Raw genomic sequence first — 12488 nt, forward strand, 5'->3', positions numbered from 1 at the left:
GTGCCCCGCAAGATCCGGATATCTCTTCGACGACTGATGGGGGAATGCTATTGTTCCTTGATCCGATGACCGCCGCAATGGCAGTATGGAAGGAGTATTGTTCTTGGGCATTAAATGCCTATCTTTGCGTAAAAAGTGGATGAATATGCCGGTGATTGAAAAGGTTGGGGCCGATAAGAAACGGTTTATCGACTTGCTTCTGCTTGCCGATGAGCAAGAGTCGATGATCGACCGTTATCTCGACCGAGGTGAATTGTTTGTCAGCCATGGTCCGGACGGAGGTCCGACTTGTGTGGCCGTAGTGACCGATGAAGGGAATGGCGTTTGCGAGCTCAAGAATATTGCCGTCGTCCCGTCATGCTGGAGAAAGGGGTATGGCCGTCAGATGATCGAATACCTTTGTTGTCACTATGGAGGAGACTTTCTCTTCATGACCGTAGGAACCGGAGACAGTCCGCAGACCATATCGTTTTACGAGCATTGCGGATTCTCCTATTCGCATTCCCTGCCGGATTTCTTCACGCTCAACTACGACCATCCGATTGTTGAAGGAGGAAAGGTTCTGCGGGACATGCTCTATTTTCGCAGGAGAATTGCCTTCTGCACCGTTGTCCGCGATGCTGTGCGCTCCGCGGCGCTTCTGGATCAACTGCTTCGGTTGTGGGAGGACTCTGTACGCGCTACCCATCACTTCCTTACCGGCGATGACGTGGCTCGTTTGGCTCCGGTCGTAAGGCAGGCTCTTGCGTCGGTCGCTCATCTGGCCGTGGCTTGGCACGCGAAACGCCCCGTCGGGTTCGTCGGCATCGAGGGGCGCAAGATCGAAATGCTGTTTGTCGCACCGGCCTGCCTCGGTTACGGTTTCGGGCGTGCTCTTGCCGATCTGGCGATCCGGGAGTATGGTTGCTCCCTGGTCGATGTGAATGCGGACAACCAGCCGGCCGAAGGATTCTACCGACATCTCGGATTCGAGCCTTTCGAACGCTCCGAAACGGATGATCAAGGCAATCCGTTCCCCATCCTCAGGATGAAACTGCCATAATTCGGTCCGGTCGGCGGACCCATGCGGGTCATGCCTGCTCCGTCCCGGTTGAAGCGACGAAATCGAGCAGGGCCTTGGCCGTTGCTTCGGGCTCTTCGAGGAATCCCATGTGACCCGAGTGCTCGAGCCAGACGACGCGCGCCTCGGGGTGTTCGGCGACCATCTTCTCGGCCACCTCGACGGGGATATAGTTGTCCTTGCGTCCGAGGATGAAGAGCACCGGAACCTTGGTTTGGCGCAGCATCCCGTTCTGGTCCTTGCGGGCGATCATGCCGTTGAGCAGGGCGACGATCCCCTCGTCCTCGGTGACGAAGACCTGCTCGGTGAGGTCCTCGATCGCATCCTTCATCCGTGCGCGGTTCTCCTCGGCAAATCCGGCTGCCGGGGCTACGCGGGCCAGGGCATCCTTCTTCCCGGCCTTGACCAGGGCTATCTCGCGGCGGCGGTTCTCTGCCTTCTCGGGGGTGTCCGGGTTGGGGGTGGAGCTCAGCAGGACAAGTCCGTCGAGCATCTCGGGATGGCGCTCGCAGAAGGCCAGTGCCACATAGCCGCCCATCGAGTGCCCGACCAGCGTGCATCGGGAGATGCCCAGCGCGCGGAGCGCATCGGCCACGGTGTCGGCCAGGAACTCCATGGTGTGGGTGTCGCCCGTGACGACCGAGATGCCGTGTCCGGGCAGGTCGAGCGTGACGACACGCAGTTTCTTGTAGAGAAAGGGAACGAAATCGTCCCATACAAGCAGCGATTCGAGGTAGCCGTGCAGCAGGACGACGCACCGGTCCCCCTGCTCCGAATCGCAGACGTGCAGGGCCGTCGGCCCTGCCATGATGAATTTCTCGGTCATAATCTTCTGTGTGGTATCTCCCGCCTTGCCCGCGACGGCAGGCGGAGCGGATGGGCCGTTGCCGGAATGCCGCTACTCCTCCTCTTCGTCGTCGAGGTAGTCGAGGGCCGATTCGCGGCGCGGGTAGGCGGTGTAGTCCTCTTCGTCCTCCTCGTCCCGGGCAATGCTGCTGTAGAGGGCATGCCGTTCCTTTCCGCTCTTCCGGAGCGGTTCGAGCCGTTTGGCCTTTCGAAGTTCGTCCGAGTCGTGTCCGCGGACTCCCTTTTGTGTTTTCATCGGATGAAACTGGTTGGTTAGAAATTTTCAGGTTCGAACTCCCCGGCGAAGACCCGGCGTGCGGGGCCTGCAAGGCGGATGTTCGTATAGTGCGGTGTGTCGGGTTCACGCGAAAACCGTACCGAAAGACGGCCTCCGGGAACCGTGATGTCGAAATGCTCCGTAGCGGGCTGGAAAACGAAGTTGGTCACGATGGCCGCTGCCGTAGCCCCCGTGCCGCAGGCGAGGGTCTCGTTCTCGACGCCACGCTCGTAGGTTCGTACCCGGATACGGCCGTCGGCCTCCACCTGTACGAAATTGACGTTCGTGCCCTGCGGGAAGCGGGCCGTGTCGCAGCGGATTTCGCGGCCGCGGCCGCAGACATCCACCGCATCGAGTGCCTCGGTGAACTCGACATAGTGCGGGACGCCCGTATTGAGGAACCACCACCCCGCACCGCTGCGGATCTCCCGCACGGCGATCATGCCTACCTCGATCTGGCCCGCGAGCCCCTTGGTGCGTCGGATCCGTGCCGTGTGCAGCCCGTCGGCCGCATCGAAGTATTTCGTTTCGCCCCCGATGCCGAGGTGCTCGGCGAAGAGCGAAAAACAGCGCGCTCCGTTGCCGCACATCTCGCCTTCCGAGCCGTCGGCGTTGTAGTAACGCATCGAGCAGTCCATCTCGGCGCTTCGCGAGAGGGTCATCAGTCCGTCGGCGCCGATTCCGAAGTGGCGGTCGCACAAGCGGGCGATCGTCTCCGCGTCGGGGGTGAAGATACCCTCGCGGTTGTCGATCAGGATGAAATCGTTGCCTGCGCCTTCGTATTTGGCAAATGTCGTTCGCACGTTCTTGCTGCGGTTATGTTAGGGCAAAAATAGTAAAACTTCTAAAAGTTTTGCTAATTTTGCGAAAAATATCCGCTGCACCCCGTCCGGTCGTGTGCGGAGTACGAAAGTTTAAAATCCCGTTCCATGAAAAGTGTGCTTTTCAAGCATCGTTCGATCCGAAAGTTCCGCCCTACGCCGATCCCCGCAGAGGTGTTGCGCGAGTGTCTCGAAGCCGCCACGCGGGCCTCGACCTGCGGCAACATGCAGCTCTATTCGCTCGTCGTGACGCGCGACGCCGCCTTGCGCGAGCGTCTGTCGCCGTGCCATTTCAACCAGCCGATGGTCCGCGAGGCCCCTTGTGTGGTGACGGTCTGTGCCGACGTGCACCGCTTCTCGCAGTGGTGCGAGCAGCGTGAGGCCGAACCCGCTTATGACAACTTCGCCTGGTTCCTCAATGCCGCGACCGATGCGCTGCTCGCCGCGCAGAACCTCTGCATCGAGGCCGAACTGCACGGACTGGGCATCTGTTACCTCGGGACGACGATCTATACGGCCGGTGAGATCGCGCAGGTGCTCGAACTGCCGAAGGGGGTCATTCCCGTGACGACCATCGTCATGGGCTATCCCGCCGAGACGCCCGGGCTGACGGACCGCCTGCCGCTCGAGGCCGTCGTGCACTACGAGAAGTATACCGACTATACGGCTGCCGAGATCGACGAATTGTGGGCCGAGCGCGAGGAGTCCGACGAGACGAAGCGCCTGCTCGAGGAGAACGGTCTGCCCAACCTGGCGCGGATCTTCACCGAACGCCGCTACGTGCGCCGCGACAACCTGGCCATTTCGCAGTCCTATCTGGCGCTGCTCCGGGAGAAGGGCTTTTTTAACAACGACTGATCCGCGTGCGGGGCATCGGGCGCATACTGCTGATCGCCGTGCTGGGCCTTGCCGGCTCGGCGTGCAGCGTTACGCGCCACATCCCCGAAGGACAGTATTTCCTGCAGAAGATCCGTATCGAGGACGACAAGGCGACGCCGCGGCAGGAGCGCATTCCGGCATCGGATCTGGAGAAGTACGTGCGCCAGACCCCCAACAAGCGTTTCCTCGGAACGAACTTCTATGTCTGGCTTTACGAACAGGCCGATCCCGCCAAGACGAACGGCTGGAACGACTGGAAACGCCGCATCGGCCAGGCTCCGGTGCTCCTGGACATGAACCTCACGGAGCGGAGCGTGCAGAACCTGAAGGTCTACATGGACTCGAAGGGATTCTTCACCTCGCGCGCCTCGTGCGAGGTCGATACCGTCTCGCGCCGCAAGCGGGCCATCCTGACCTTCCGTACCGTGCAGGGCGAGCCCTACCGCATCGATTCGATCTCCTACGAATTCCAGGACAAGTTCCTCGAACAGATCATCCTGCCCGATACGGCCCGTACGCTGCTCCGTACGGGCAATGTCTTCGACGTTTCGGTGCTCGACGCTGAGCGCGAACGCATCACGGCCTACCTCAGGGACCGGGGGTATTACAACTTTTCGGTAAACAACATCCTCTACCGGGCCGATACGCTTGTCGGTGGAAACAGAGTGAACCTGCGGCTGGTCGTCCGCCAGAACCTGGCGGGCTACGACGAGCGCGGGCGTGCCATGATGGAGGACAACACGATCTACCGCATCGACCGGATCAACATCTTCCCGGATTTTGACCCGACGACGCTGCGCAACGATTCGACCCGCCTCGGGCGGCTCGATACGGTGAGCTACCGGGGACTGAACGTCATCTATGAGAAGCGGCTCAACCTCCGTCCCTCGGTGCTCCGGTATACCGTGCCGCTCTATCCCAACTCGGTCTACAACGCCTCGCAGGTCAGCCGTACCTATTCCGATCTGATGGCGCTCGGCTATTTCAAGAGCGCGAAAATCTCCTTCGACGAGCAGCCCCGCGGGGCCGATACGGCCAACCTGATCTCCTACATCGGCGAGACGGCCGACACGACGCAGTTCCGTTACACGCGCGAGGGATACCTCACGTGCAACATCCACTGTACGCCGACGCTCAAGCAGAGTTTCAAGGTCGATCTCGAGGGAAGCACCACGTCGAGTTTCTACGGGCTGACGGCGACGGTCGGTTACCAGAACCGCAACATTTTCCGCGGGGCCGAGTCGTTCGATGTCTCCTTTACGGCCGGTTACGAGTTCATGAAGGCTCCGGATGCCAAGAAAAAACGTGCCACGGAGTTCGGAATCAATACGGGGCTCACCTTCCCGCGCTTCCTCGTTCCGTGGCGCACGCGGCGCTTCCGTTCGGTCAATCAGCCCAAGACGAAGGTCGAGGTGTCGGTCAATTTCCAGGACCGCCCCTACTACCGGCGGATGCTCTCGAGTGCCGGCCTCACCTACATGTGGTCCAACGACCGCTACTCCTCCTTCTCGCTGCGGCCGATCGATATCAACGTGGTGGACGTGTCGAACCTCGACGTATCGTTCCTCATGGTGGACAATCCCGATGCGGAGAACGGCCAGGAACTCACGCCGAACCGTTACCTGCTGGAGAGTTTCAACACACAGTTCATCGGCGGACTCTCGTTCAGCTACAGCTACAACAACCAGCGGAAAAACCTCGGTGGAAATGCCACGAACATACGGTTCAACCTCGAGACGGCGGGCAATCTGATCGACGGGGTCGAGCGTCTCTTCTTCTCGCCGTCGAGAAGCAGCGAGGGGCACTATATGATCTTCGGAATCCCCTATGCGCAGTATTTCAGAACGGACCTGAGCGTCAGCCGCAAGATCATGCTCGGCGAACAGACCGCTCTGGTCGGCCGACTCTACGGAGGCGTGGCGATGGCCTACGGCAACTCCTCGTCCGTGCCGTTCGACCGTCAGTTCTACTGCGGCGGCAGCAACGGCATGCGCGGCTGGGCCCCCCGTACGCTCGGTCAGGGGTCTGTCCCCGATCCGCACAGTTCGTTCCCCGTGCAGACGGGCGACGTGAAGCTGGAGGCGAACCTCGAACTGCGGTTCCCGATCTGGAGCATCCTCCACGGGGCGACCTTCTTCGATCTGGGCAATATCTGGTACATCCGCCAGAATCCGGCAGAGTATGCCGACGACGCGGTCTTCCGCTTCGACCGCTTCTACAACCAGCTGGGTTTCAATACCGGTATCGGCCTGCGTTTCGACATCAAGTTCGCCGTACTGCGTCTCGACTGGGGCATTCAGCTCCACAATCCCAACAACCCGGCCGGCGAGCGGTGGATCCACAACTTCAAGTGGAAGAATACGGCGCTCAATTTCGGTGTGGGCTATCCCTTCTGATGTGTCGGGCGGTCAGACGGGCCTTATTGCTTGGCCTTGTACTGTGACGGCGACATGCCCGTGTTGCGCTTGAAGTAGCTGCCGAAGAACGACTGGTTGGGAAAATTCAGGTAATAGGCGATCTCCTGCACGCTCATGTTCGAGTACTTGAGCAGCGTCTTGGCCTCGAGGGTCACGTAGCTGTCGATCCAGTCCGATACGGATTTCCCGCTGATGTGTTTGATGAGCGTGGTGAGGTATTTGGGGGTGATGCACAGCTGGCGGGCATAGAATCCGACACTGCGTTCCCGGCGGTAGTGCTCACCCAGCAGCTGGGTGAACTCTCTGAAATAGGATTCGGCCCGGTTGTGCACGGGGCTTTCCATCTCGGGATGTTCCGAGAGGTAGTTGCCGAGGATGTCGCCGACCTTGTAGATGGTTGCGGCGATCAGGCTGCTGACGATGTCGGTGGCGTATTCGGTCTTTTTGCCGTGGGTCTCCTGTTCGATCAGGGCGATGAAGCTGCGCAGGGTGCGGCTCTCGTCGGGATTCAACTCCAGACACGGGTGAGTTGCGATTCTGAGGAAGAGCGGCATCATGTGTTTCGTGTCGATATTGAGGGTGCGCAGGAACTCGGGGGAGATAATCAGCACGTGGCACTTGAAGTTGCCCGGCGCGCTCGTTTCATGAGCCTCGATGATGTTTTTCGGCCCGAAGACGAAGAGCGAATCCTTGCGCAGGCAATATTCGTGCAGGTTGAGCGATCCTTTGGCCTCGCCTTCCGTACCGACGCCGATGATGAAGGCGTCGATGCGGCAGGGGAAGCGGAACAACTGCATCTGCGATGAGGAATTGACAGCGATGCAGCCGTTGAGCAAACCCTCGCGGTATTGTGGCTCGCCCGAGAGGGCGATCAGTTCGTTCAACGTGAAACTCGTGATCGGGGCTTCGGTATTTGGATTGTTCGGCATATCGCAAAAATTTCGACAAATATAGCAATTCAGACAATCAGTTTGGTTCGAATGGTTCGATGCTGCGAAGAATCGAACAATACCGGCTCCGTTTTGATCTGCCTTTCGTCTCGACATCATGCATGTGGCTGAGGCTCCTGTGCGCTTTTTTGCTGTTGCGCGGTAGGATGTTCTCCGATTTCTCTGTAATTTTACCCGCTGAAAAAACGTCCGGAATGAAACTGCAATTGAAAGAGGGAGCGGGTTTCCCGAACAGCCTGCTCTACATGCTGGCCGTCATCGCGGGTGTCTCCGTGGCCAATCTTTACTACAACCAGCCGCTGCTCGACATGATCCGGCAGGAGCTCGGGGTCTCGACGCTTGCCGCCAACCACATTGCACTCTTTGCCCAGTGCGGCTATGCGCTCGGCCTGCTCTTTCTCATCCCGCTGGCCGACCTCTACAGCCGGCGGAGCATTCTGCTCATCGACTTTTCGCTGCTGATCCTTGCGCTGTTGCTTACGGCAGCGGCCTCGCAGATCCGTACCATCCACCTCTGTTCGTTCGTCATCGGAGTCTGCTCCGTGGTGCCGCAGTTCTTCATTCCCCTCGCGGCGCAGTATTCGCGGCCCGAGCGGAAGAACCGCAATGTGGGGATTGTCCTTTCGGGACTGCTGACCGGAATCCTCGCTTCACGGGCGGTCAGCGGGGCTGTCGGGGAGTGGCTCGGGTGGCGCGAGATGTACCTTATCGCTTCGGGGTTGATGCTCCTCTCCGGCGTGGCCGTCTTCCGCATCCTTCCCGACGCGAAGCCCAATTTCACGGGCAGTTACGGTGCGCTGATGCGCTCGCTCTTCACGCTTCTCGGGGAGTATCCGCTCCTGAGGGTCCATTCGGTCCGGGCTGCGCTCGCCTTCGGTTCGTTCATGTGTTTCTGGGCGTCGCTCGCCTTCAAGATGGCACAGCCTCCGTTCCATGCCGGGAGTGATGTGGTGGGCCTGCTCGGGCTCTGCGGAGTGGCCGGGGCGCTGACGGCCACCTTCTCCGGGAAGTATATCGAGCGGGTCGGTATTTTCCGCTTCAACTGCCTCGGGGCGCTGCTCCAGTTGGCAGCCTGGACCCTCTTTTTCACGGGGGCCGACCGTTACCTGCCGATTATCCTCGGCATCCTGCTGATCGATATCGGCATGCAGTGTATTCAACTGAGCAATCAGGCGACGCTGTTCGGCCTCTGTCCGTCGGCTTCGAACCGCATCAATACGATCTTCATGTGCTGTTATTTCATCGGCGGCTCGTTCGGAACCTTGCTTTCAGGTACGGCATGGACCCTCTGGGGGTGGACGGGGGTTGTGGGGGCGGGCGTGCTTCTGACCTCGGCTTCGTTGGCCGTAACCCTCTGCGTGCGCCGGTAACCGGGCCGGATATGTCGTTGCCCCGCTCCAACGGCCGGGGAGAGAAAAAGCGACGGACCGCTTCGTGCGGTCCGTCGCTTTTTCGTGAAACGATCCGGTTGGAATTATTGAACCGGAGCGGCCTCCGTGGTGTCCGTGATCGGTTTGGCATCGGCCGGGATACCCAGCTCGGTGCGTACCTCGGGAGCGATGTCCGTCAGCAGCGTCTCGCTGAAGTAGGCCATCGCGCCGGCTGCCGTGTCGAATACTGCCGTATAACCGCCGGCTGCCGAAACCTTGTCGATGGCGTTCTTGGCCTTTTCGATGATCGGCGTCAGCAGCTCGTTGTATTTCTGCTGGTACTGCTGCTGCGACATCTCCTGGAACTCGCGGCTGCGGTTCTGCAGATCCTGCAGCTCCTTGGCCTTCATCTCACGCACGGCGTCGTTGTAGGTGCTGGAATTCTTCTGGAACTCCTGCAGTTTGTTGTTGAATTCGACGTTCATCGTCTCGATGTTGTCCTGCAGCTCCTTGCCGAAGGTGTCGAGGTTTTCCTGCATGGCCTTCGTCTCGGGCATCAGGGCGATGATCTCCTGGGTGTTGATACGTCCGAATTTCTGTGCGAAGAGCGACGTGGCACCCATCGTCAGCGCTACTGCAAGAGTCAGTTTGAGTACTTTTTTCATAGATTCTATCAGTTAATGTTTTGATGTTGCATCATTTCTTGAGCGCATCGATCACCTGCTGCGTGCGCTCGATCTCTGGATTGGTGTAGAGCAGCGTAGGGTTGTTCGACGAGTCGATTACCGCATCGGCCCCGACCTGCTTGGCATAGGCCTCGATGGTGGCGAAGACCTCCTTCTGGATCGGCTGGATCAGTTCGAGGCGTTTTTTCATCAGCGTGCCCTCCTGCCCGAAGAGGCTCTCCTGATACTGCTGGGCCTCCTTCTCCTTCGAGAGAATCGACTCCTCGATTGTATCGCGTACCGACGACGAGAGCGAAGCCCGCTGCGACATGTAGTTGTTGTAGATCTTCTCGATCTCCTCGAACCGCTGGTCCACGTCGGCCTGGTATTGTTTGGCGAGCGTGTCCAGATCGGAGATCGCCTTGTTGTAGGCGTCGATCGACTTGAAGATCTTTTCGCTGTTCACGATTATGTAGTTCTGTGCCGACAGCGTTCCGGCCGTCAGGATGAGTGCTGCAAATAAAATCAGTCGTTTCATGGCGTTGGTTCGTTTAGTTATCGTATCGCGGCATGCGCACGGTGCGCATTGCTTCCGTAAATATAACTCTTTTCTTTCAATTTTATTGCCACGCCGTCGATTTTAGAACTGCTGGCCCATGACGAAGTGGAACTGGCTGCCGCTCTTCTCCGTCGAGTTGGCGGGAGGATCGAATCCGTAACCCCAGTCGATTCCGAGCATGCCGACCACGGGCAGGTAGAGTCGGACGCCGAAACCGGCCGCACGCTTGATCTTGAACGGCGAGAAGGTCTTCCACGAGTCGAAAGCGTTACCGCCTTCGAGGAATCCGAGCACGTAGATCTGCGACGAGGGCTTCAGAATGACCGGGTAGCGCAGCTCGGCCGTATATTTGTTGTAGCCGCGCGAATAGTAGTTCGAGGGGTCGAGCGCACCGTCCTCGTAACCGCGCATGGCGATGATGTCGATACCGTAGATGTTGTATCCCGACATGCCGTCGCCACCGACCTCATATCGGTTGAACGGCGATACCTTGTTCTTGTTGTAGCTTCCGAGGTAACCCATTTCGGCCTTGAGCATCAGCACGAGGTTCGAGTTCTGCGAGAGGGCCTGGAACCACTGGGCCTTGAACTGCCACTTGTGGAACTCGATCCAGCGGTAGCGGTCCTGGTCGCTCATGTTCGGGTCGTTGTAATCCTTGCCGTCCCAGAGCGAGTAGGGGAGCGTGGCCTGCACCGAGGCGGTGAACTCCGAACCGCGGCGCGGGTAGATCGGCTGATCGACCGAGTTGCGCGACAGGACGAGTTTGAGCGACAACAGATTCGAATTGCCGTTCTCCACGACGAATCCCGTCCAGTTCTTCAGCGAGTAGCGTTCGTAGCTGGCCTCGGCGTAGAAGGTGAAGTAGGGGTCGGGCCACGTCAGGCGCTTGCCCAGTCCGGCGGCGACACCGTAGGTGCGGAAATAGCGCGTGGCGTTCTGCCAGACGTAGTAGGCGTCATTCTGTTCGGAGATGTGTCCCGAGATGGTGAACGAGTTGGGTTTCTTGCCGCCCAGCCACGGGTCGGTGAAACTCAGGGCCAGAGCCTTGTAGTAGGTTCCGTTGGTTTGTGCCGAGATCGAGAGACGCTGGTTCTGTCCCATCGGGTAGGGGCGCCAGGCTCCCTTCTTGAAGAAGTTCTTGACCGAAAGGTTGTTCAGCGTGATGCCGACCGATCCCACGAAGGTGCCCGAGCCCCAACCTCCGGCGATGTTGAACTGGTCGGAGGCCTGCTCCTCGAGCGGCCAGTTGATGTCCACCAGCTCGTTCGATACGGGTTTGATGTCGGGCATGATGGCCTCGGGGTTGAAGTGTCCCATCGAGCCGAGCGTACGGATCGTCTGCATGAGCAGCGAACGGTCGTACAGCTCACCCGGGCGGACATACAGCTCGCGGCGGATCACCTCGTCATCGACTCTCTGGTTGCCCGTGATGCCCACCTCATTGACCGTAAACTGTTTGCCCTCGAAAATCTTGACCTCGATATCGATCGAGTCGGGGCCGATGATCGTCTCGGCAGGCTCGACCTGCGACATGAGGTAGCCGTTGTTCTGGTAGAGCGACTTGATCTGGTTCATGTCCTCGGGGTTCTCCTCCTTGCCGATACCCAGACGTTTGTGCATCGTCTTCTTGTCGTAGATGTCTCCCTTCTGGACACCGAACATCTGTTGCAGCGCCTCGGTCTCGTAGATCGAGTTGCCGACCCACGTGACGTTGCGGATGTAGTACTTGTTGCCCTCGGACACCTCGATGTCGATGCCGAGCCGTTTTTCGTTGATCGGGTAGATCGAGTCGCGGACGATCGTGGCGTTGCGGTAGCCGCGCGAGTTGTAGAAGTCGATGAGCAGCTCCTTGTCGTTCACGAACTCCTCCTCGTTGAGCTTGGAGCTCTTGAAGAAGTTGATCGACTTCTGGTGCGTCTTCTTGAAGGTGCGGCGCAGGCGCTTGTCCTTGAACTGCGTATTGCCCTTGAAGTCGATCCGGCCGATCTTCACCTTGTCCTTGCGGTCGATCAGAAAGGTTACCGTCACGGCCTGGCCCGGGCGCAGCGTGTCGTTGTCGATGCGTACATCCACCTCGGCGTTGCGGAAACCCTTGTCGGCCCAGTATTTCTGGATGAGGCGCTTGTTCTTGTCGAGCACGTAGTCCGAGAGCTCGCTGCCCCGTTTGAGCTTGAGCTTTTCGAGCAGGTCCTTCTTCTTGCCCTTCGTGATGCCCTCGAATTCCCAGTTGTAGACCCTCGGCCGCTCCTTGAGGAATACCTCCAGGTCGAGGCTGTCGCCCTCGATGTCGGCACCGATCTTGACGTCGGCGAAGAAACGCTGGCTCCAGAGACGCGAGATGGCGTTCGAGATGAAGTTGCTCGGCAGATAGATCGAGTCGCCGGCGATGAGACCGGCCGACGATTTGAGCATCTCGTGGTTGAGGTACTTCACTCCGTGGATGTTCACATTGCGGATGTAATAGAGCTTGGGAGTTCCGTCGGTTTTGAACATCGGGGCGTCTTCGGGGAAAGCCGGGGATTCGACGGCAGTCGAGTCCTGCGGCTCTCGGGGCTCCTGCGGCGCCTGGGCGAATATATTCGAGCAGCTCAGCACGAGGGCCGCGGCTGCGAGGAATAGCTTACCGGAATAGTTCATCTATCTA

10 protein-coding genes and 2 pseudogenes are annotated in these 12488 nt (G+C 59.1%); 5 read left to right on the plus strand and 7 right to left on the minus strand.

Features of this window, described 5'->3' with window-relative positions:
- Positions 1-145 precede the first annotated feature (145 nt).
- Together QZL63_RS11690 and QZL63_RS11695 are read left to right on the plus strand one after the other, a co-directional pair.
- A pseudogene (locus QZL63_RS11690) lies at positions 146-601 on the plus strand (GNAT family N-acetyltransferase); the annotation flags it as partial.
- A 156-nt stretch (positions 602-757) separates the two neighbouring features.
- Positions 758-1042, plus strand: a pseudogene (locus QZL63_RS11695) (GNAT family N-acetyltransferase); the annotation flags it as partial.
- Between the two features lie 28 nt (positions 1043-1070).
- On the opposite strand, the gene QZL63_RS01060 reads toward QZL63_RS11695, so the two are convergent.
- The 3 genes from QZL63_RS01060 to dapF form a co-directional block, all read right to left on the minus strand.
- Positions 1071-1886 (minus strand): alpha/beta fold hydrolase, encoded by an 816-nt coding sequence (locus QZL63_RS01060; protein WP_290585438.1) that lies wholly within the window; start codon positions 1884-1886, stop codon positions 1071-1073.
- Between the two features lie 72 nt (positions 1887-1958).
- Complete coding sequence (locus QZL63_RS01065; RefSeq protein WP_022307505.1) at positions 1959-2162, minus strand: hypothetical protein; 204 nt, start codon at positions 2160-2162, stop codon at positions 1959-1961.
- A 17-nt stretch (positions 2163-2179) separates the two neighbouring features.
- The gene (gene dapF / locus QZL63_RS01070; protein WP_022307506.1) at positions 2180-2986 is read right to left on the minus strand and encodes a diaminopimelate epimerase; all 807 of its coding nucleotides are present in this window, start codon (positions 2984-2986) and stop codon (positions 2180-2182) included.
- Between the two features lie 126 nt (positions 2987-3112).
- Between dapF and QZL63_RS01075 the strand changes: the two genes are divergently transcribed.
- The gene (locus QZL63_RS01075; RefSeq protein ID WP_022307507.1) at positions 3113-3862 is read left to right on the plus strand and encodes a nitroreductase family protein; all 750 of its coding nucleotides are present in this window, start codon (positions 3113-3115) and stop codon (positions 3860-3862) included.
- 5 nt (positions 3863-3867) lie between these two features.
- A complete protein-coding gene (tamL, locus tag QZL63_RS01080; RefSeq protein WP_022307508.1) occupies positions 3868-6279 on the plus strand; it encodes a translocation and assembly module lipoprotein TamL in 2412 nt (803 codons plus the stop codon).
- A gap of 23 nt (positions 6280-6302) precedes the next feature.
- Here tamL and QZL63_RS01085 read toward each other — a convergent pair whose 3' ends face one another.
- Complete coding sequence (locus QZL63_RS01085) at positions 6303-7229, minus strand: helix-turn-helix domain-containing protein (protein WP_022307509.1); 927 nt, start codon at positions 7227-7229, stop codon at positions 6303-6305.
- A 215-nt stretch (positions 7230-7444) separates the two neighbouring features.
- Between QZL63_RS01085 and QZL63_RS01090 the strand changes: the two genes are divergently transcribed.
- On the plus strand, positions 7445-8620 hold the full coding sequence (locus tag QZL63_RS01090; protein ID WP_022307510.1) for an MFS transporter: 1176 nt from the start codon (positions 7445-7447) through the stop codon (positions 8618-8620).
- Positions 8621-8724: 104 nt separating this feature from the next.
- Here QZL63_RS01090 and QZL63_RS01095 read toward each other — a convergent pair whose 3' ends face one another.
- From QZL63_RS01095 to bamA, 3 genes are all read right to left on the minus strand, one after another.
- Complete coding sequence (locus QZL63_RS01095; protein WP_022307511.1) at positions 8725-9285, minus strand: OmpH family outer membrane protein; 561 nt, start codon at positions 9283-9285, stop codon at positions 8725-8727.
- A gap of 31 nt (positions 9286-9316) precedes the next feature.
- Positions 9317-9823: an OmpH family outer membrane protein gene (locus tag QZL63_RS01100; protein WP_022307512.1), complete on the minus strand. Its 507-nt coding sequence runs from the start codon at positions 9821-9823 to the stop codon at positions 9317-9319.
- A gap of 102 nt (positions 9824-9925) precedes the next feature.
- Positions 9926-12481 carry an outer membrane protein assembly factor BamA gene (bamA, locus tag QZL63_RS01105; protein WP_022307513.1) on the minus strand — a complete coding sequence of 852 codons (2556 nt, stop codon included), beginning with the start codon at positions 12479-12481 and terminating at the stop codon, positions 9926-9928.
- Positions 12482-12488 lie beyond the last annotated feature (7 nt).

Source organism: Alistipes sp. CAG:268, assembly GCA_000434235.1.
Classification (GTDB): domain Bacteria; phylum Bacteroidota; class Bacteroidia; order Bacteroidales; family Rikenellaceae; genus Alistipes; species Alistipes avistercoris.